General features: G+C 74.0%; 19 protein-coding genes. 16 read left to right on the top strand and 3 right to left on the bottom strand.

All coding sequences use genetic code 11. The features are described 5' to 3' along the window. Positions 1 to 123 precede the first annotated feature (123 nt). The gene (locus ACZ7JA_RS08025; protein ID WP_470807714.1) at positions 124 to 1,782 is read left to right on the top strand and encodes an alpha/beta fold hydrolase; all 1,659 of its coding nucleotides are present in this window, start codon (positions 124 to 126) and stop codon (positions 1,780 to 1,782) included. An 80-nt stretch (positions 1,783 to 1,862) separates the two neighbouring features. Beyond that, a complete protein-coding gene (locus ACZ7JA_RS08020; protein WP_351670776.1) occupies positions 1,863 to 3,044 on the top strand; it encodes a winged helix DNA-binding domain-containing protein in 1,182 nt (393 codons plus the stop codon). Between the two features lie 45 nt (positions 3,045 to 3,089). Here the strand turns inward: ACZ7JA_RS08020 and ACZ7JA_RS08015 are convergent, their stop codons facing one another. Next, on the bottom strand, positions 3,090 to 3,404 hold the full coding sequence (locus ACZ7JA_RS08015; RefSeq protein ID WP_389306137.1) for a hypothetical protein: 315 nt from the start codon (positions 3,402 to 3,404) through the stop codon (positions 3,090 to 3,092). 259 nt (positions 3,405 to 3,663) lie between these two features. On the opposite strand from ACZ7JA_RS08015, the gene ACZ7JA_RS08010 reads away from it, so the two are divergent. From ACZ7JA_RS08010 to ACZ7JA_RS07970, 9 genes are all read left to right on the top strand, one after another. After that, on the top strand, positions 3,664 to 4,032 hold the full coding sequence (locus tag ACZ7JA_RS08010; RefSeq protein WP_351670647.1) for an arsenate reductase family protein: 369 nt from the start codon (positions 3,664 to 3,666) through the stop codon (positions 4,030 to 4,032). Between the two features lie 120 nt (positions 4,033 to 4,152). After that, on the top strand, positions 4,153 to 4,896 hold the full coding sequence (locus tag ACZ7JA_RS08005; protein WP_389306135.1) for a hypothetical protein: 744 nt from the start codon (positions 4,153 to 4,155) through the stop codon (positions 4,894 to 4,896). 357 nt (positions 4,897 to 5,253) lie between these two features. Further along, positions 5,254 to 6,285 (top strand): glutamine synthetase, encoded by a 1,032-nt coding sequence (gene glnII / locus ACZ7JA_RS08000; protein WP_470807670.1) that lies wholly within the window; start codon positions 5,254 to 5,256, stop codon positions 6,283 to 6,285. Between the two features lie 155 nt (positions 6,286 to 6,440). Continuing rightward, on the top strand, positions 6,441 to 6,563 hold the full coding sequence (locus tag ACZ7JA_RS07995) for a hypothetical protein (RefSeq protein WP_268894189.1): 123 nt from the start codon (positions 6,441 to 6,443) through the stop codon (positions 6,561 to 6,563). 119 nt (positions 6,564 to 6,682) lie between these two features. Beyond that, the gene (locus ACZ7JA_RS07990; protein WP_351670637.1) at positions 6,683 to 7,270 is read left to right on the top strand and encodes a winged helix-turn-helix domain-containing protein; all 588 of its coding nucleotides are present in this window, start codon (positions 6,683 to 6,685) and stop codon (positions 7,268 to 7,270) included. A 67-nt stretch (positions 7,271 to 7,337) separates the two neighbouring features. After that, positions 7,338 to 8,363, top strand: a complete 1,026-nt coding sequence (locus ACZ7JA_RS07985) for an NAD-dependent epimerase/dehydratase family protein (protein ID WP_351670634.1) — start codon at positions 7,338 to 7,340, stop codon at positions 8,361 to 8,363. Positions 8,364 to 8,415: 52 nt separating this feature from the next. Further along, on the top strand, positions 8,416 to 9,687 hold the full coding sequence (locus ACZ7JA_RS07980; protein WP_351670631.1) for a sensor histidine kinase: 1,272 nt from the start codon (positions 8,416 to 8,418) through the stop codon (positions 9,685 to 9,687). Then, on the top strand, positions 9,672 to 10,325 hold the full coding sequence (locus ACZ7JA_RS07975) for a response regulator transcription factor (protein WP_351670628.1): 654 nt from the start codon (positions 9,672 to 9,674) through the stop codon (positions 10,323 to 10,325). The genes ACZ7JA_RS07980 and ACZ7JA_RS07975 overlap by 16 nt, the downstream gene beginning before the upstream one ends. A 175-nt stretch (positions 10,326 to 10,500) precedes the next feature. Next, complete coding sequence (locus ACZ7JA_RS07970; protein WP_389306131.1) at positions 10,501 to 12,087, top strand: DUF1996 domain-containing protein; 1,587 nt, start codon at positions 10,501 to 10,503, stop codon at positions 12,085 to 12,087. 80 nt (positions 12,088 to 12,167) lie between these two features. Here ACZ7JA_RS07970 and ACZ7JA_RS07965 read toward each other — a convergent pair whose 3' ends face one another. After that, positions 12,168 to 12,560, bottom strand: a complete 393-nt coding sequence (locus tag ACZ7JA_RS07965; protein ID WP_351670622.1) for a hypothetical protein — start codon at positions 12,558 to 12,560, stop codon at positions 12,168 to 12,170. 118 nt (positions 12,561 to 12,678) lie between these two features. Here ACZ7JA_RS07965 and ACZ7JA_RS07960 point away from each other — a divergent pair, with 118 nt between their 5' ends. From ACZ7JA_RS07960 to ACZ7JA_RS07940, 5 genes are all read left to right on the top strand, one after another. Beyond that, positions 12,679 to 13,197, top strand: coding sequence for a tetratricopeptide repeat protein (locus ACZ7JA_RS07960; RefSeq protein ID WP_470807665.1), 519 nt, complete (start codon positions 12,679 to 12,681; stop codon positions 13,195 to 13,197). A gap of 76 nt (positions 13,198 to 13,273) precedes the next feature. After that, the gene (locus ACZ7JA_RS07955) at positions 13,274 to 15,181 is read left to right on the top strand and encodes a hypothetical protein (RefSeq protein WP_470807663.1); all 1,908 of its coding nucleotides are present in this window, start codon (positions 13,274 to 13,276) and stop codon (positions 15,179 to 15,181) included. Positions 15,182 to 15,271: 90 nt separating this feature from the next. Next, a complete protein-coding gene (locus ACZ7JA_RS07950; protein ID WP_351670613.1) occupies positions 15,272 to 16,168 on the top strand; it encodes a metal-dependent hydrolase in 897 nt (298 codons plus the stop codon). Further along, the gene (locus ACZ7JA_RS07945) at positions 16,168 to 17,217 is read left to right on the top strand and encodes a PDR/VanB family oxidoreductase (protein WP_470807661.1); all 1,050 of its coding nucleotides are present in this window, start codon (positions 16,168 to 16,170) and stop codon (positions 17,215 to 17,217) included. The genes ACZ7JA_RS07950 and ACZ7JA_RS07945 overlap by 1 nt, the downstream gene beginning before the upstream one ends. Positions 17,218 to 17,253: 36 nt before the next feature. After that, a complete protein-coding gene (locus ACZ7JA_RS07940) occupies positions 17,254 to 17,943 on the top strand; it encodes a TetR/AcrR family transcriptional regulator (protein WP_351670607.1) in 690 nt (229 codons plus the stop codon). 17 nt (positions 17,944 to 17,960) lie between these two features. Here ACZ7JA_RS07940 and ACZ7JA_RS07935 read toward each other — a convergent pair whose 3' ends face one another. After that, the gene (locus ACZ7JA_RS07935) at positions 17,961 to 18,323 is read right to left on the bottom strand and encodes a 5-carboxymethyl-2-hydroxymuconate Delta-isomerase (protein ID WP_389447002.1); all 363 of its coding nucleotides are present in this window, start codon (positions 18,321 to 18,323) and stop codon (positions 17,961 to 17,963) included. Positions 18,324 to 18,332 lie beyond the last annotated feature (9 nt).

Genomic DNA, 18,332 nt, shown 5'->3' with positions numbered 1-18,332 from the left:
TCCTCCATGAGGTGAGCGAGGGCGGGGTGTCGGCTTCGTGCCGTTTGTTCAGAGTAGGGAGGCGGATCGCCGGTCCGCACCCCGTTTTCCGCGCGGTCCGCCGCTCGTGAGTGAATGGCACGTATGGGCGAACTCCCGCTGTTCACGAGCGAGTACGAGGACTTCGTGTGCGGGCACGACGGCGAGCGGATCAGCGGGGTGAGCGCCGGTCCGCCCGGACGGGCGACGGCGGTGCTCCTGCACGGCGCGGGGAACGGCAGCAAGGAGCGTTTGCTGCCGCTGCTCGCAGAGTTCGCCGGACAGGGCGCCCACGCGCTGGCCTTCGACTTCTCCGGGCACGGCGGGAGCAGCGGCGCGCTCGCGGAGTCGAGCCTGCGGCGGCGGTTCGCGCAGGCGGTCGCGGTGATCGACGCGCAGGCCCCGGCGGACGATCCGCTGGTGCTGGTCGGGTTCAGCATGAGCGGGCAGACGGTCGCGGACCTGGTCCGGCACTACGGGCGCCGGGTGGTGGCGGTGGGCCTGTGCGCGCCCGCCGTGTACGCGCCGGAGGCCTGGGACGAGCCCTTCGGCAGCGGCGATCGGCGGTTCAGCACGATCATCCGTACGCCCGGGAGCTGGCGGACCTCACGGGCGCTGGAGGCGCTGCGCGCGTTCGAGGGGCGGGCGGTGCTCGCGGTGCCGGGCACGGACGACGTGATCCCGCCGGAGGTGACGGAGGCGGTGCAGGACGCGCTGTCCGCGCGCGCCCAGTTCACCCGGCTCGAACTGCCGGACGCCGGGCACCGGTTGGGTCTGTGGTTCCAGGACCACGCCGAGGACCGGCGGGCCCTGGCGGCCGCGCTGCTGGGCGGTGTCGAGGACGGCGCCTGGGCGGCGACCCGGCGCTGGGTGGCCGGACGGCTGCCGGGGGGCCGCGGGGTCGTGGGCTCCCGTCCGCTGTCCGGGGGCTGGTCCGCGCAGATGCGGGGGCTCACGCTGGACGACGGGGAGGAGCTGGTGCTGCGCACGTTCGTGCGGCCGTTCTTCCGGCGGCACGCCCCGGGCCTGCTGTCCCGGGAGGCGGCGGTGCTCGGTCTGCTCGCCGGGCAGGAGGGCGTTCCGGCCCCGGCGCTGGTCGCCGTCGACGCCACCGCGGAGCACTGCGACCACCCCAGTCTGCTGATGACCCGGATGCCGGGTCTGGTGCGGGTGGACGACGAGGACGGGGAGTTCTTGGACCGGCGGCTGGACCTGCTCGCGGCCCAGCTGGTCCGCATCCACGCGGTCGAGCCGGCGGAGCGCCCCCGCCCGTACCAGGCGTGGACCTCGCCGGAGAGGGTGCGCACGCCGGGGGGCGCGCTGTGGGAGCGGGCGGTGGACGTGATCCGGCGCGATCCGCCGCCGTTCCGCGGCCGGTTCCTGCACCGGGACTACCATCCCGGCAACGTGCTGTTCACGGGGGCCGGGGACGGGCTCCGGGTGAGCGGGGTCGTCGACTGGGTGGAGACCTCCTGGGGTCCGGCCGACCTGGACGTCGCCCACTGCTCGACTGCGCTGGCGCTGCTGCACGGCCCCGAGTGCGGGCTGGCCTTCCGGGACCGGTACGAGCGGCACGGCGGTCACGGTCTGGCGGACGGGCCGGACCACCTGTACTGGCGGCTGCTCGACGCGCTGGCCTACTCCCCCGACGCGGCCAAGCTGGCCGGGCCCTGGCGCGAGCTGGGCCGCACCGATCTGACGCCCGGGGTGCTGGGCGAGCGGCTGGCGGCGTACGTGGGCGGGCTGATGGAGCGGTACGGCTGAATCGGGTGCGCCGGGCACCGGCCGGCGGCCGGGTCGGCGAGGATGCCGGGGACGGCACGGTGAGCGACGGGGAGGCCGGTATGGGCGACGGACGGCGGCGCATCGGTACGGCGGAGCGGCGGGCGCGGCTGGCGCTGCGCCACCGGCTCGCGGACACGGCGCGGGCGGCGGTCCCCGAGGAGGTGGCCGGCGCCCTGGTGGCCCTGCACGGCACCGACCCGGCGACGGTGTACCTGGCGGTGGCGGCGCGGCTGGCCGACGCGGCGAGGGCGGTGCCGGAGACGGAACGCGCGCTGTACGAGGACCGGACGCTGGTCCGTATGCACGGCATGCGGCACACGGTGTTCGTGTTCCCCACCGAGCTGACCGCCGTGGTGCACGCGTCGACGGGGCTCACGGTGGCCGCGCGGGAACGCGCCTCGCTGGTCAAGGACATGGCCGCGGCGGGCGCCCCGGACGCGGCCTGGCTGGCGGAGGTGGAGGCGTCCGCGCTGGCGGCGCTGGCCCGGCGCGGGCAGGCGACGGCCGCGGAGCTGACGGCGGACGAGCCGAGGCTGCGGGTGCAGTTCCCGTACGCGGCGGGCAGGAGCTACGAGGGGGTCCACACGGTCTCCTCGCGCTTGCTGCGGGTGCTCGGCGTGGAGGGCAAGGTGGTCCGGGGCCGCCCGCTCGGCTCCTGGACGTCCAGCCGGTTCCGCTGGGCGCCGGCGCCGCCGCACCCGGAGCTGGACCCGGCGGCGGCGCAGGCCGGTCTGCTGGAGCGCTGGCTGCGGGCCTGCGGGCCCGCGACGGAGGCGGACCTGAAGTGGTGGACCGGGTGGCGGGTGACGGAGGTGCGCCGCGCCCTGGCCGCGATCGGCGCGCACGAGGTCGCCCTGGAGGAGGGCACGGGGTTCGTGGCGGCCGGGGACCTGGACCCGGTGGCGGCTCCCGGCCGGCCCTGGGCGGCCCTGCTGCCGGCGCTGGACCCGACGGCCATGGCCTGGCAGCGGCGCGACTGGTACCTGCCGGACGAGCTGCGCCCGGAGCTCTTCGACCGCAGCGGCAACGTGGGCCCGACCGTGTGGTGGAACGGCCGGGTGGTGGGCGGCTGGGCGCAGCGCGCGGACGGCGGGATCGTGTGGCGGATCGCGGACGCCGGCGTCCGCCGGGAGGCGGAGCCGGCGGTGGCGGCGGAGGCGGAACGGCTGCGCGGCTGGCTGGGCGCGACGAGGGTCACCCCGCGGTTCCGCACCCCGCTGGAGCGGGAGTTGTCGGCCTGACGGTCCGGGTGCCCCGCGCCGGCCCGGGGCACCCGGCGCCGTTCCTCACCGGGTGTAGCGCATCAGCGCCCGCACCATGTGGCACGTGGTGGCGGACGGCGGGTGCACGCCGATCCGCTCGGCGGTGCCGCGGATCGCCTCGTCGTGGGCCTGGTTCGGCAGGTAGACGCCGGTGTCGAGCAGGGCTATGGCGAGGCGCATGGCCTTCAGGCGCCGGTTGTGGGTGACGTACCACTCGCGGGGCCGCCCGGCCGGCAGCGGGCGCTTCTCCGCCGGCGCGTAGGGCGAGTCGAGCCGGACGGCGCGCTTGGCGGTGGACTGGGTCGGCAGCGGCTTGGACTTCAGGGCGGCAGCGGGCACGGGCATCCTCCTGTCGCGGTCAGGGCGTCCGCCGGAAGGTCTCCGGCGATTCCCTCGAACACTGCTCCCATTCTACTGCCGGGCACTGACATTCAGGCAGTCCGAGCGGACCTCGAATACGCAGGTGAGAGCGGAAGTTGTCGCACCGTCACGGCAGTTCCGCAAGGTGCGCATGAGGTCGCGGAAAATCGAACATCCCCGGCGCTCCGGGGCGGCCGGGCGGCGGGCGCCGGTCCGGTCCTCGCGTACGGTGTGCCGCATGGAGATCTGGATCAACCCGGCCTGTTCCAAGTGCCGCAGCGCCATCAGCCTGCTCGACGCCGAGGGGGCCGACTACACCGTCCGCCGCTATCTGGAGGACGTGCCGAGCGAGGACGAGATCAGGGCCGTGCTGGACCGGCTCGGGCTCGAGCCGTGGGACATCACCCGCACCCAGGAAGCCGCCGCCAAGGAGCTGGGGCTCAAGGACTGGGCGCGGGACGAGGGCGCGCGGGACCGGTGGATCGCCGCCCTCGCCGCGCACCCGAAGCTGATCCAGCGGCCGATCATCACGGCGGACGACGGGACCGCCCTGGTGGGCCGGTCCGAGGAGGCCGTGCGGGACGCGGTGTCCCGGAGCAGGGGCTGAACGAAACTCAACCCTGCTGTGACGCAGGTTACTTGGACGAACTCCGGTGACCGCTGAGTAACCCTGTTCGGGATCTCGTACATAGCGGCGTACGCTCCCCTACCTCTTCAGGAGGCGCGCATGTCGCGCAGGAGAACTCTCGGCACGAAGAAGAAGCTCGCGCTGCTCGTCAGCGCCGCGGCGGTGGCGGGCGGCGGGGCCTTCGCGCTGGCGTCCACCTCGAACGCCGCGCAGAGCCCGCAGAACGCCCGGACGCTGTCCGCCGGGGACTCGACGGTGTGCCAGGGGCTGGCGACGGCCCACGGCAACAACGACCGGTTCATCGCGGACCAGAAGGCGAACCCGGACGCGCAGTCGGCGGCCCGGATCGCCAACCGCGAGGCCGTCCTCAAGCAGATCGAGGTCCAGCAGAAGGCCGCCGGATGCACCGTTGGGGAGTCGGCTCAGGGCTCCCAGGCGGCACAGGGCGGCCAGCAGGGCAACGGGCAGCAGGGCAACGGACAACAGGGAGCCGGCGCGCAGCAGGGGGCGGGCGCGCAGGCCGGCGGGGCGCAGCAGTCCGCGCCGCCCTCGGACCCGGCGGCCGGCGGGAACGGCGGCGGCGCCGCGGCCTCGGGCCAGCAGGTGTGCAAGGGCTCGACCGTCACGCTGTCCGGCGAGGGGGGCGCCCCGGCCGCGTCCAGCAACCAGTTCCCGGCCGGCACCACCCTGAAGGTCACCAACCTGGACAACAACAAGTCCACGACGGTGAAGGTCACCTCGGTCAGCGGCAGTTGCGCGCTGCTGAACAACGCCGCCTTCGAACAGGTCCGGGAACCCGGCAAGTTCCTCATCCGCCGCGCGCTCATCGAGAAGGTGGGGTGAGGCCCGGCCGGTGAGGCGCGGGCCGCGAGGCACCGGCAGGGCGAGGGGTACGCCGCCTTGTGCCCGGCGGAGCAGGACGCCGGGCACAGGAGGAACAGGCGGCGTGCCCGGCCCGGCGCCTCGCGGCCCGCGCGCCGCCTCACCGGCTCCCGCGCCCCTCGTCGTACGCAACCGCGCGCCGCCTCACCGCGTGAGTCCGGCCACAGGACGGGCAGGTAACACGGGGTTCACATTCGGGCAATGGACGGGAAACTGCCTGTTGACAGGCTGCCGGGCAGATCGACGCGGCGCCCCGGCGCCGCAGCGCCGCGAGCACCCCGAGCGCACCCGACCCGCCCCCTAAGGATGTGGCCCCCCGTGACCTTCAAGGCTGAGTACATCTGGATCGACGGCACCGAGCCGACGGCCAAGCTGCGTTCCAAGACGAAGATCATCACGGGTGCTCCGGCCGGTCTCGACGCGCTGCCGATCTGGGGCTTCGACGGCTCCTCGACCAACCAGGCCGAGGGCCACTCCTCGGACCGCGTGCTCAAGCCGGTCTACACCTGCCCGGACCCGATCCGCGGCGGCGACGACATCCTCGTGCTGTGCGAGGTCCTCGACATCGACATGACCCCGCACCGGTCCAACACGCGCGCCGCGCTGGCCGAGGTCTCCGAGCGGTTCGCCGCCCAGGAGCCGATCTTCGGCATCGAGCAGGAGTACACCTTCTTCGACGGCGCCCGCCCGCTGGGCTTCCCCGAGAACGGCTTCCCGGCCCCGCAGGGCGGCTACTACTGCGGTGTCGGCGCCGACGAGATCTTCGGCCGCGACGTGGTCGAGGCGCACCTGGAGAACTGCCTGAAGGCGGGCCTGGGCATCTCCGGCATCAACGCCGAGGTCATGCCCGGCCAGTGGGAGTTCCAGGTCGGCCCGCTCGCCCCGCTGGAGGTCTCCGACCAGCTCTGGGTGGCCCGCTGGCTGCTGTACCGCACCGCCGAGGACTTCGGCGTCTCCGCGACCCTGGACCCCAAGCCGGTCAAGGGCGACTGGAACGGCGCCGGCGCGCACACCAACTTCTCCACCAAGGCGATGCGCGAGGGCTACGACGCGATCATCACCGCGTGCGAGTCCCTCGGTGAGGGCTCCAAGCCGCTGGACCACGTCAAGAACTACGGCGCCGGCATCGACGACCGCCTCACCGGCCTGCACGAGACCGCTCCGTGGAACGAGTACTCCTACGGCGTGTCGGACCGCGGCGCCTCGGTCCGCATCCCGTGGCAGGTCGAGAAGGACGGCAAGGGCTACATCGAGGACCGCCGCCCCAACGCCAACGTCGACCCGTACGTGGTGACCCGCCTGCTGGTGGACACCTGCTGCTCCGCGCTGGAGAAGGCCGGCCAGGTCTGATCCGCACCGCTTCCCCTCAGGGGCGCCCGCCAGGACGGCGGGCGCCCCTGAGGCGTCCCCGGCCGCCCGCACGCGGAGGCCGCCCCGAGCGGACCGGGCGTCCAAGCTGTGAGAGAGGGCTCCTGCCGGTGGCCCGCGTCTGCTTCAATGGGCCCATGGCCAGCTTCCAGAACCGCACCGCGACGGGTCGTCACGACCTCGAGCCGTTCTGGCCCTCCCGTCAGCACCACGACTTCGACCGGGTGTGTTGCCGCGCGGCGAACGCGCGGGCCCTCTAAAGCCGTACACCCCGGCCTTCGGCCAGCGCGGAACGACGTACGTCTCCCGGCGCGCCCGACCACGAATCGCGGCCGCCGCACCTTCCGACGAACTCCTCGCGCGAAAGAGCTGACCTCTCATGGCGACCACTCGTTCCCTCTCCACCGCCACCCTTCCCGCGCCCTCCCAGAGCGGCCCCCGGCACCGGCTGCGGTCCGTCGACCGGGACGAGGTCGTGGACGTCGCGGACTTCCTGCCGCCGGGCGCCACCTGGCTGCCCGCTCCCCAGCACACCCTGCCCACCCTGCCCGGACAGCCGCCGATGGTCGGCTACCTGGTGCTGGTCCCGGCCGACCAGCGGCCGCCGTTCCTCCCGGTCGCGCTGCCCGACGGGCCCGCGGCGGCGCAGGACCCGGCGGCCGGGGCGGACGGCGACCCGCGGGTGCGGATCGACCCGGTGCAGCGCACCGTCAGCGTCGACGGCCGCGAACTCGACCTCACCTACCTGGAGTTCGAGCTGCTGGCGCACCTGGTGGCGCACCCGAACCGGGTGCACACCCGCGACCAGCTCGTCACCACGGTGTGGGGCTACGGCCACGTCGGCGACGGCCGCACCGTCGACGTCCACATCGCCCGGCTGCGCCGCAAGCTGGGCGAGCGGCACCGCCGGTCGATCCAGACGGTGCGCCGGGTCGGCTACAAGTACACACCGGCCACCGGGGACTGAGCCCGGCCGTCTGCCCTCGGCAGACAGCCCTTCCCTCCGCGGGCCGGTACCGGGCACGCTCGCCGGCATGAGACTTCTGGTGCTGGGCGGGACCGAGTTCGTGGGCAGGACCGTCGTGGAGGCCGCGCTCGCGCGCGGCTGGGAGGTGACCGTCTTCCACCGGGGACGGCACGCGCCTCCCCCGGGCGTGCGGTCGCTGCACGGCGACCGCACCGCGCCCGACGGGCTCGCCGCCCTCGCGGGCGACGACGGCGCCTGGGACGCGGTGGTCGACACCTGGTCGGCCGCGCCCCGGGCGGTCCGGGACGCGGCGCGGCTGCTGCACGGCCGCGCCGGCCGGTACGTCTACGTCTCCAGCCGGTCGGTGTACGCCTGGCCGTGGCCCAGGGGCGCCCGTGAGGACGCGCCGCTGGTCGAGGGCGCCGCCGCCGGCGCCGCCGCGACCGACTACGCGCGGGACAAGCGGGGCGGCGAACTGGCGGCGGTGGAGGCCTTCGGCGCCGAGGACTCGCTGCTGGTCCGGGCCGGGCTGATCCTCGGCCCGTACGAGAACGTGGGCCGGCTGCCCTGGTGGCTGAACCGGATCGCCCGCGGCGGCCCGGTCCTGGCGCCGGGGCCGCGCGGCCTGGCCGTGCAGTACATCGACGTGCGCGACCTCGCCGGCTGGCTGCTGGGCGCGGTGGAACAGGGGCTGAGCGGCCCGTACGACCTGGTCGGGCCGCCGGGCACGGCCACCATGGGCGAGCTGCTCGAGGCATGCGTCCGGGTGACCGGCGCGGACGCAGAACTGTGCTGGACCGAGCCGCGGTTGATCCTGGATGCCGGGATCGAGCCGTGGACCGGGCTGCCGGTGTGGGTGCCGCCGGACGGCGAGATGTACGACGCCGTGCACCGCTCGGACGTCTCCCGCGCCCTGGCCACGGGACTGGAGTGCCGGCCCGCGGGCGAGACCGTCGCGGACACCTGGCGGTGGCTGACCGGTATCGGGGGCACGGCGCCGCAGCGGTCCGACCGGACCTCGGTGGGCGTCGACCCGCGGGTGGAGGCGCAGGTGCTCGCCGCGGCCCGGGGTGTACCTGGCACCACCTCCTGACCGGGGGCTTCGGGCGAGTGACCGCCGCCCGGGGGTCGGCCAGACTGGCCGCATGACTACCGACACGAAGGGCGGCACGGTGCGCGCGCGGGCACGGGACGCCGCACTCGCCGCCGTACGGGGGCTCGTACTGGCCGTGGCGACGCTGCCCGTCACGGTGCTGTGCCTGACGCTGAGCCTCGTCTCCATCGCGCTCATACCGATCGGCATCGGCATCGTCACGACCCCCTGGATCCTCGGCGGGGTGCGGGACGTCGCGGACACCCGGCGCCGGCTCGCGGCCGAGTGGGGCGGGGTGCCGATCCCGTCGGCGTACCGGCCCCTGCCCGCCGGCGCCAACCCCTGGACACGCACCTTCACGATGCTCCGGGACCGCCAGGTGCGGCGGGACCTGCTGTGGCTGCCGGTGGACATGACGGCGGGCTTCGTCACGGCGCTGCTGCCCGCGGTGCTGTGCCTGTACCCGTTCGAGGGCTTCGCGGTCGCCGCGGGGCTGTGGCGGGTGCTCGCGGACGGCGGGACGTACTGGTACGGCTTCGTGCCGGTCACCGACCAGCCGAGCGCGCTCGGCGCCGCCGCCACCGCGGTGGTCCTGCTGGTCGCCGCCTACCACCTCGCCCCCCGTCTGCTGACCGCGCACTTCCGCCTCACCCGGAACGTCCTCGGCGCGGACCGGGGCGAACTCGCCGAGCGGGTGCGGGTGCTGACCGAGACCCGGCGCGACGCCGTGGACACCTCGGCCGCCGAGCTGCGCCGCATCGAACGGGACCTGCACGACGGCGCGCAGGCCCGGCTGGTCGCGATGGGCATGGACCTCGGCACCGTCGAGATGCTGCTCGACAAGGACCCGGCGCAGGCCAAGCGGCTCCTCACCCAGGCCCGGCGCAACTCCGTGGAGGCGCTGGAGGAACTGCGCGACCTGGTCCGCGGCATCCATCCGCCGGTGCTGGCCGAGCGCGGACTCGGGGACGCGGTGCGGGCGTTGGCGCTGCGGCTGCCGGTGCCGAGCGAGGTGGCCGTGGAGCTGCCCGGCCGGGCGGACGCGCCGGTGGAGTCCGCCGCCTACTTCGCGGTCAGCGAGGTGCTCACCAACGCCGTCAAGCACTCCGGCGCCGACCGGCTCTGGGTGGACCTGCACCACGCCGACGGGATGCTGCGGATCACGGTCACCGACAACGGCAGGGGCGGCGCGGCGATCGGCGCGGGGTCCGGGCTGGCCGGGGTGGAGCGGCGGCTGGGTACATTCGACGGCGTCCTGGCCGTCAGCAGCCCCGCCGGCGGCCCCACCCTGGTCACCATGGAGCTCCCGTGCGCGTTGTCCTAGCCGAAGACCTCTTCCTGCTGCGCGACGGACTGGTCCGGCTGCTGGAGGCCTACGACTTCGAGATCGTGGCGGCCGTCGAGTCCGGTCCCGAACTCGACCGCGCCCTCGCGGAGCTGAAGCCGGACGTCGCCGTCGTCGACGTACGCCTGCCGCCCACGCACACCGACGAGGGCCTGCAGTGCGCGCTGCGGGCCCGGCGGGAGCGGCCCGGGCTGCCGGTGCTGGTGCTGTCCCAGCACGTCGAGCAGCTCTACGCGCGTGAGCTGCTGGCCGACGGCAGCGGCGCGGTGGGGTACCTGCTGAAGGACCGGGTGTTCGACGCCGACCAGTTCGTGGACGCGGTCCGGCGGGTGGCCGCCGGCGGCACGGCGATGGACCCGCAGGTGATCCAGCAGCTGCTGTCGCGGCGGGCGGCGGACGACCGTCCGCTCGCCCATCTCACCCCGCGCGAGCTGGAGGTGCTGGAGCTGATGGCGCAGGGCCGCTCGAACGCGGCGATCGCCGGTCAGCTCGTGGTGACGGAACGGGCCATCGCCAAACACACCTCCAACATCTTCACCAAACTGGGTCTCGAGGTGTCGGACGACGACAATCGGCGCGTACTGGCGGTGCTGGCGTACCTCGACCGCGGTCGGTGATTCCAAAGTCAACTACCGCTGGTCATGGGCCATTTGAGGCCCGAGTCGCAGGGCGTTCCGCCGGCTGTTTCGGGAGACGGCTGAACACCTCCGGGGCGGCGTCCGTATGGAAGGACGCCGCTTCACTCCTGTCGGGCGCCTCGATGCTGCCCCGCAAGGAAGTCAGAGGAGTTCCATGGGACGCAACACACGAAAACGCCGTACGCCGCTGGCCAACAAGGCCATAGCCGCATCGGCGGCCCTAGCGCTCGGTGGGGGCGGGCTGATCTGGGCGAACTTCTACGCCTCGGCGCACGAGTCGAACAACCAGTCGTGGGGAGGCAACCAGACCAAGGCCGCGACGGCGCAGGTCGCGACGATCTCGTGTCCGGACGTGGGCCAGAAGCTGACCAACGTGCCGAACCAGGCGCGGGGCGAGGTCGCCGGGGAGCTGTCCAACCTCGACCGCCAGATCACCGACGCCTACCAGCGTCTGGCGACCACGCGGGACGCGCAGGCCAGAGACACCAGCTTCGTCCAGAACTCCATCCTGCAGCCGCTCCAGGACCGGCGGAAGGCCATCCTGGACCGGATCAGGCTGGAGATCACCCGCGTCGGCGGCACCGCCCCCGGCGACCTGGACACCCTGGCCACCTGCACGGCGCAGAACGCCAACCAGACCACCGGCGGCCAGCAGCAGAACGGCGGCCAGCAGCAGGGCGGTCAACAACAGGGCGGCCAGCAGCAAGGCGGGCAGCAGCAGGGCGGGCAGCAGCAGAACGGTGGCCAGCAGCAGGGCGGTCAACAACAGGGCGGCCAGCAGCAGGGCAACAACGGGCAGCAGCAGAACAACGGCGGGCAGGCCGGCAACGGCCCGGCCGCGGCCGACTTCGTCGACATCACCAAGGTGCAGGCGAACGTGCAGGCCAAGCCCCGCAAGTCCCGCAACGCGTCGACCGGCACGTTCACCACGCGCTGCGGCGTGAACGCGAACAAGAACCACAACACCGACAACGTGATCGTGGCCCCCGGCGTGACCAACGGCGCCCACCACCTGCACGACTACGTCGGCAACCAGAAGGTCAACGCGTTCTCCAGCAACAACACGTTCCTCCAGGGCGGCACGAGCTGCCAGAACAGGAACGACCTGTCGTCGTACTACTGGCCCGTGGTCCGGGTGCAGGACGGCTCGCAGGACTTCGACCAGAACGCGGACGGCGGCGGCAAGGAGGGCAACGTCGGCAAGATCCTGGTGCCGGCCCAGGCCCAGATCAAGTACGTGGGCAGCCCCACCTCCAAGGTCGTCGCGATGCCGCAGTTCCTGCGGATCATCACCGGTGACGCCAAGACCACCACCAACGGCCTGGCCAACGCCAACGCGCACTGGAGCTGCACCGGCTTCGAGAACAAGGTGCAGCTGACCACGCAGTACCCGATCTGCCCGCAGGGCAGCAAGGTGGTGCGCACGTTCGCCTTCCAGAGCTGCTGGGACGGGCAGAACGTCGACAGCGCCAACCACCGCACGCACGTGGCCTTCGCCGACGCGAACGGCAACTGCCAGAACGGCTTCAAGGCCATTCCGCAGCTCACGATGCGCCTCGTGTACAACATCACCCCGCCGACCGTCCAGAACGGCCAGGTGAAGAACGCCTACGCGGTGGACGGCTTCCCCGAACAACTGCACAAGCCGGCCACCGACCACGACGACTTCATCAGCGTCACGACCGGCGGACTGGCCAACAAGATCGCGAACTGCGTCAACCGCGGCCAGAACTGCGCCTGATCCCCCGAGGCGCACGGACTGAAAGAGGCCGGTGGCGGGTCCCTCCCGCCACCGGCCTCCGCCGTGTCCGCGCGGCCGGCTCAGCCGCTGTGCGCGTGGTGGTCCGTGCCGATCTCCACGTCGCCGCCGAGCGTGCCGCGCAGCGCCTTCACGACGCCGTCGTCGCCGACGGCGACCCACTTGCGGCCGACCAGGTAGTAACCGCCGTAGTCCTTGGCGTCGTTGATCCACTCACGCTGGCCGCGGTCGGTGGCGAAGGTGGCGAGGACGAACCTGCCGTCGCCGTTGCGGCAGAGGGCCTGGCGGATCTCGTCGGCGTCGGTCTGCATGTTCGGCTTGCACCGCACCTCGGCGGCCAGGCTCTCCAGGCTGCCGGTCGCGGTGGGCGGCACCTTCTCGCCCTCCCCGCCCGCCCCGCAGCCCGCCAGCGCCAGTACGGCCGCGGCGCCGAGCACCGCACGTGTCACCCTCATCGTTCCTCCGGTCCTGGTACGCCCCAGCATGCCGCGTGGAGCCCCGGCACGGGGCCCCGCCCAACGGATACGGCCGCGGCGCCCGGTGCGCTCAAATGCGGCGCGGTGACGGGCACGGATGTGCGAGGGTGCTCCGGTGAACCAAGACTGGGAAGACCGCGTGACCGCCGCCTGGGCCTCTTTCGACGACTATCCGGAGGAGCGCGCGCAGGAGTTCCGCGACCTGATCGACAAGCTCGTGGCCGAGCTGCCGGAGGGCAGCCCGCTGGGCCCGTTCGAGCAGGCCTGCGCCTGGGACTCCACCGGCCACTCGGACCGGGCGGTGCCGCTGTACCAGGAGGCGCTGGCGCGGGGGCTCGACGGCTACAAGGGCCGCCGGGCGCGGATCCAGCTCTCCAGCTCGCTGCGGAACACCGGGCGGGCGGAGGAGGGGGTCGCCCTGCTCACTCCTGAACTCGATGCCCCGTCGGACGAGTTGGACGACGCGGTGCGCGCCTGTCTCGCCCTGTGCCTGTCCAGCCTGGGCCGCGACCGCGAGGGCCTGTCCCTGGTGCTCGGCGCCCTCGCCCCGCACCTGCCCCGCTACCAGCGGTCGATGGCCAACTACGCGCGCCTGCTGGTCGAACCGGAGGAGTGAGCCGCCCCGGCGGCCCGCCCGCGGTACGCCGCCCGCCCCGCGGTGACCTGCCGACGGCTCGCTCGTTCACCGGGATGTGCAGTCACAGGATGTAGCCCAGCGTCACACGAAAACCGCGGCCGGTCCGGAGGTCGGCGTCGACCAGGCCGAGGCCGCGCTCGTCGAGCACTACCCGCGGCTGGTCCGGCTCGCCTACCTGGTCCTGCCACCCGGCCTCGGCCGCGGCCGCCGGGTGCTGACGGCACACGCCCTCGTCCAGCGCGCCCTGCCCCGGGGCCGCCGGCGGAAGTCCGTGATCCCGGCCCAGTCCGCGGGCCGGGACGGCGACCCGGGGTACGCGTTCGTCCGGCAGGAGGTCGTGCGTACGGCGCTGGCGGCGGCCCGCAGGCGCCGGCCGCGGCTGTCGACACCGCCCCCGCTGCTCCCCCGGGTGTGGGGCCTGAGGCTGTTCCCGAGGTCCGGTGGGGCCGACGAACTCGCGCTGGACCAGCGGCTCTCGGCGCTCTCCGGCCCGGCCCGCGCCGCGTACGTGCTGCGCGGCCTGGAGCGGCTGCCGGACTCGGCCGTCCGCGGGATCCTCGCGTCCGCCGGCGCCGACCGGCCCGAGGCCGCGCTGGCCGAGGCCAACGGGGTGCCCGCGCAGGACGCCCTGCTCCACTCCCCGGAATTCGACCCCTGCTCGCTGCAGGCCAGGCCCACCGACCTGGTGCGCCGCCGCCAGCACACCAAGGCGGCGCTCGCCGCGGCGGCCGCGCTCGTGGTGTGCGGGGCGCTGGTGACCCTGCCGGGCGGCGGCTGGGGCCCCGACGGCGCCGCCGCGCCGCTCTACGCGCGGAACCCGGCCGCCGAAGCCGCCCTGGATCCCGGCAAGCTGGTCCGGGTCGCCCCGGCCGCCTGGCGGTCCGCCGCCCGCACCGACTTCTCCGTGTGGCCGGCGCGCGGCACGCTCACCGGCGACCGGGCGCTGCTGCGCCGCGCCCTCGCCGTCTGGGCCCGGCCCGGCGAGACGGTCCGGGTCTCCGCGACGCCGGGCACCCGGACCGGCGGTCCGGCGGGACCGCCCCAGCTGCTGTACGCGGGCGACGTGGACAGCGCGCGCGTCGTGATCCTCTACGACGGGCTGCGCATCGCCCGCTACGCCGAGCCAAGGGACGGCACGGTGGGAGCGGCCCTGGACTTCGCCCGGGTCGACGGCGCGACCGGCACCGAGGCGAGCGCGCTGGTGCTCGGCCGCTCCGACGGCAACGTGCGCTATCTGACCGCTCCCTGGGTGCGCGGGGCCGCGCAGCGGGACCTGATGAAGCCGGACGCGGCCCCGCTGCCGCTCCCCGTCACCGACGGCGTCACCGCGCCGCTGGCCAGCCCGGCGCTGCGGACCGGCGGCTGCACCTCGTGGAACGTCCTCCAGCTCACCGGCCCCTCGGGCGATCAGCTCCACACCGACCTGGGCGAGCTGGTGCCGGCCCATCTCACCGCCGGACGCCCGGGCGCCCCCGTCGAGGCGGCCGGGGCCGAGGGGCTGCACGCCTGGGCGCCGTTCGCCTGCTCGCTGGCCACGGAGCGCTCGGTGGGGGTGCGGGGCGTCAACGCCTGGGCGTTCGCCGAGCAGCGGCTGCCCGACGGGAGCGGTGCGGGCCAGTGGGTGTGCACCAGGGCCGAGACCTGGCGCGGCGGCGGTACGGCGGCGCTGGCCCAGTTCCGGACGCCGGGCCGGACTGCCGGGGCGGTCGTCGCCAAGGGCGCCGATGTGGCGGCCTGCGGCCCCCGCGATCCGCAGGTGCTGGCCGGGGTGTTGTGGAAGGCGAGGACCGGGGACTGGTATCTGCTGGCCGCGGGCGGCCCGGACGTCACCGCGATCCGGGCGAGCGGCGGGATCACCGCGGCCGGCCAGGGGCCGCTGCTGGCGGTCAAGGCCGGCCAGGGCACGCGGGCCGATCTGAACGGGACGCTGAAGGACGGCAGGACGATCGGCGGGCTGCGCTAGGCCGGTGATCGGGAGAGCTAGTTGACAGTGGCGTCAACAAGGCGGCGCGAAGGGGTTCTCAGCGGGCCTACCCGTCAGTACATTGACGCCATGTCCAACAAGCAGGCCCGGCCGGTGGAGTCCGAGCGGATACCTCTCAAGGCCCGCGACGTGTCCTTCTCCTGGCAGGACACACCGCTGCACTGGGTGCCCGGCGACCCGTTCACCACCCACACCATCAACGTGCTGCACCTGCTGCTGCCCGCCGGTGAGCGGTGGTTCGTGCACGTGTACAAGCAGGTGCTGCCGCTGATCCGGGACGACCGGCTCCGCGAGGACGTCATCGGCTTCATCGGCCAGGAGGCGATGCACTCCCAGGCCCACGACGAGGTCCTGCCGCACCTCAGGGAGCAGGGGCTCGACCCGACGCCGTACACCGCGCAGGTCGACTGGTTCTTCGAGAAGCTGCTCGGCGACCGCACCCTGCCGCCGGGCCGGGCGCGCCGGTGGTGGCTGCTGGAGCGGGTCGCGCTCATCGCGGCCATCGAGCACTACACGGCGTTCCTCGGCGACTGGGTGCTGAACGCCGGTGAACTGGACCGGCGGGGCGCCGATCCGACCATGCTGGACCTGCTGCGCTGGCACGGCGCCGAGGAGGTCGAGCACCGCTCGGTGGCCTTCGACCTCTTCCAGCACCTCGACGGCGGCTACCGGCGCCGGGCGCGCACCTGGGCGGCCGCCTTCGGCGCGCTGGTGTTCCTCTGGCAGCGCGGGGCGCGCTTCTTCATGGAGAACGACCCCACCCTCGTGGACGGCAGGGCCTCCTTCGGGGAGTTCTACCGCAGCGGCCGCCGGGGCACGCTGCCCACCGCCGGCGCCATGCTGCGTTCCGTCCCCCGCTATCTCAGCCGCTCCTACCATCCCTCGCAGGAGGGTTCCACGGCCCAGGCCGTCGCCTATCTGGCCGTCTCCCCCGCCGCGTCGGCCGCGCGGAAGGGCGGGTCGTGATGCCGAAGCCGCTGACCGTCGCACTGGTCGCGGGCGCCGCCGTGCTGACCCGGCGGGCGCTGCGCCGCCGCGTGCGGGCCTCTCCGCTGTGGCCGCTGCCCGCCCTGGACCCGCCGGTCTCCGGCCGTCCCCGCGCCGGCGCCCTGCGGCCGCTGCTCACCGGGATCGAGACGATCGCCGAGGGCGTCGTGCAACTCCGCCTGGAGGGGCCCGGCCTGCCGCGCTGGGAGCCCGGCGCGCATCTGGACCTGGTGCTGCCGTCGGGTCTGGTACGGCAGTACTCGCTGTGCGGCGACCCGGCGGACGCCTCGTCGTACACGCTGGCCACCCGGCTGGTGGCGGACGGGCGGGGCGGCTCGCGTGAGGTGCACGAGCGGCTCGCCGAGGGGATGGCGCTGGAGGTGCGGGGCCCCCGGAACCGCTTCCCGCTCCGCCCCGCGCCCTCGTACGTGTTCGTCGCCGGCGGCATCGGCATCACCCCGATCCTGCCGATGCTGAGCGCCCTGCCGGACGGCGCCGAGTGGCGGCTGCTGTACGGCGGGCGGACGCGGGCCTCGATGCCGTATCTGGAGCGGGTGCGGGAACTCGCCGGGGACCGGCTGACGCTCGTCGCCGAGGACGAGGACGGACGCCCGGACCTGGACGCGCTGTTCGCCGGTGTGCCCGAGGGCACGGCGGTGTACTGCTGCGGGCCCGAGGGGCTGATGGCGGCGGTGGAGGCGCGGCTGCCCCGGGGCGCCGCGCTGCACCTGGAGCGGTTCGCCGCCGGCGCGTCCGCCGCGGGGGACGCCGGGTTCGAGCTGGAGCTGCGGCGCAGCGGGCGGACGCTGACCGTGCCGGCCGGCTCCTCCGTGCTGGCCGCCGTGCGCCGCGAACTGCCGGACACCGCCTACTCCTGCGAGCAGGGCTTCTGCGGGACCTGCCAACAGCGGGTCCTGGAGGGCGAGGTGGACCACCGGGACGAGCTGCTGACGGACGCGGAGCGTGCGGACTCGATGCTGATCTGTGTGTCACGGGCCAGGAGCGACCGGCTGGTGCTCGACATGTGAACGCCGACGGCCGAATTCGATCGGTAAGGTGTTCGTATGACTACCGGGGTTCGCCGCAGGATGGGCGTGGAGGAGCGGCGGCAGCAGCTGATCGGTGTCGCCCTGGACCTGTTCAGCAGGCGCTCGCCGGACGAGGTCTCCATCGACGAGATAGCGGCCGCCGCGGGTATCTCGCGCCCGCTGGTCTACCACTACTTCCCCGGCAAACTCAGCCTGTACGAGGCCGCGTTGAAGCGCGCCTCGGAGGATCTGGCGAGCCGCTTCGCCGAGCCGCACGAAGGCCCGCTCGGCGCCCGGCTGCTGCGGGTGATGCGCCGCTACTTCGACTTCGTGGACGAGCACGGCCCGGGCTTCTCGGCGCTCATGCGCGGCGGCCCGGCGGTGGGCTCCTCCACCACCAACGCGCTGATCGACTCGGTGCGCCAGGCCGCGTACGAGCAGATGCTCGCGCACCTCGGCGTCACCGACGCTCCCCCGCGCCTGGAACTGGTCGTCCGGAGCTGGATCTCGCTGGCCGAGGCGACGGCGCTGATCTGGCTGGACGGCCGGCGCGTCCCGCGTGCCGAACTGGAGGTCCAGCTCGTGCACGACTTCGCCGCCCTGGCCGCCGTCAGCGCCGCACACGACGCGGACATGGCGCGGCTGCTGCGCACGATGGTGCGGAACGAACCGGCCGACGGCCCCTTCGCGGAGCTCGTCGGCCGGCTCATCGCCCTGGCCTCCTAGGCCGGGGCGCCAGACCCTTACCGGTCGAACTTCCGGTAGGAGGGGTCGAGGTCGCGGACCTCGGCGGACCCGTGCACGCGCGGGCCCCCTTCGCCGATGTGCTCACCGAGCAGTTCCAGCACGGCCTCGGTGAGCCGTGCCTTCGTCTCGTCGCTGCGGCCGGCGAGGAGCCCGATGGTCACGTGCACGATCGCGTGCCCGTGGTCCGCCGGGTCCTCGTACCCGTACGCCGTGTGCGCGCTCGGCCGGAACTGCGTCTTGCAGGCCTCCGGCTTCGCCGCCGCGATCCCGACGGTCGCCTCGTGCAGCGCCCGCGCGAAGCCGGCGCGGTCGAAGGCGTCCTCCAGCGTTCCGGAGTAGTCGACGGTGATCTGCGGCATGAGCACTCC

The sequence above is a fragment of the Streptomyces sp. NPDC038135 genome, assembly GCF_055601245.1.
The sequence above is the reverse complement of the archived record's forward strand: the minus strand, read 5'-3'. Positions and strand labels throughout refer to the sequence as shown.

What these genes read in the sequence shown, in the direction of transcription:
- ACZ7JA_RS08025 (WP_470807714.1), top strand. Translation starts at nt 124, where the DNA reads ATGGGCGAACTCCCGCTGTTCACGAGCGAGTACGAGGACTTCGTGTGC.
- ACZ7JA_RS08020 (WP_351670776.1), top strand. Translation starts at nt 1,863, where the DNA reads ATGGGCGACGGACGGCGGCGCATCGGTACGGCGGAGCGGCGGGCGCGG.
- ACZ7JA_RS08010 (WP_351670647.1), top strand. Translation starts at nt 3,664, where the DNA reads ATGGAGATCTGGATCAACCCGGCCTGTTCCAAGTGCCGCAGCGCCATC.
- ACZ7JA_RS08005 (WP_389306135.1), top strand. Translation starts at nt 4,153, where the DNA reads ATGTCGCGCAGGAGAACTCTCGGCACGAAGAAGAAGCTCGCGCTGCTC.
- ACZ7JA_RS07995 (WP_268894189.1), top strand. Translation starts at nt 6,441, where the DNA reads ATGGCCAGCTTCCAGAACCGCACCGCGACGGGTCGTCACGACCTCGAG.
- ACZ7JA_RS07990 (WP_351670637.1), top strand. Translation starts at nt 6,683, where the DNA reads ATGGCGACCACTCGTTCCCTCTCCACCGCCACCCTTCCCGCGCCCTCC.
- ACZ7JA_RS07985 (WP_351670634.1), top strand. Translation starts at nt 7,338, where the DNA reads ATGAGACTTCTGGTGCTGGGCGGGACCGAGTTCGTGGGCAGGACCGTC.
- ACZ7JA_RS07980 (WP_351670631.1), top strand. Translation starts at nt 8,416, where the DNA reads ATGACTACCGACACGAAGGGCGGCACGGTGCGCGCGCGGGCACGGGAC.
- ACZ7JA_RS07970 (WP_389306131.1), top strand. Translation starts at nt 10,501, where the DNA reads ATGGGACGCAACACACGAAAACGCCGTACGCCGCTGGCCAACAAGGCC.
- ACZ7JA_RS07965 (WP_351670622.1), bottom strand. Translation starts at nt 12,560, where the DNA reads ATGAGGGTGACACGTGCGGTGCTCGGCGCCGCGGCCGTACTGGCGCTG.
- ACZ7JA_RS07960 (WP_470807665.1), top strand. Translation starts at nt 12,679, where the DNA reads ATGTGCGAGGGTGCTCCGGTGAACCAAGACTGGGAAGACCGCGTGACC.
- ACZ7JA_RS07950 (WP_351670613.1), top strand. Translation starts at nt 15,272, where the DNA reads ATGTCCAACAAGCAGGCCCGGCCGGTGGAGTCCGAGCGGATACCTCTC.
- ACZ7JA_RS07945 (WP_470807661.1), top strand. Translation starts at nt 16,168, where the DNA reads ATGCCGAAGCCGCTGACCGTCGCACTGGTCGCGGGCGCCGCCGTGCTG.
- ACZ7JA_RS07940 (WP_351670607.1), top strand. Translation starts at nt 17,254, where the DNA reads ATGACTACCGGGGTTCGCCGCAGGATGGGCGTGGAGGAGCGGCGGCAG.
- ACZ7JA_RS07935 (WP_389447002.1), bottom strand. Translation starts at nt 18,323, where the DNA reads ATGCCGCAGATCACCGTCGACTACTCCGGAACGCTGGAGGACGCCTTC.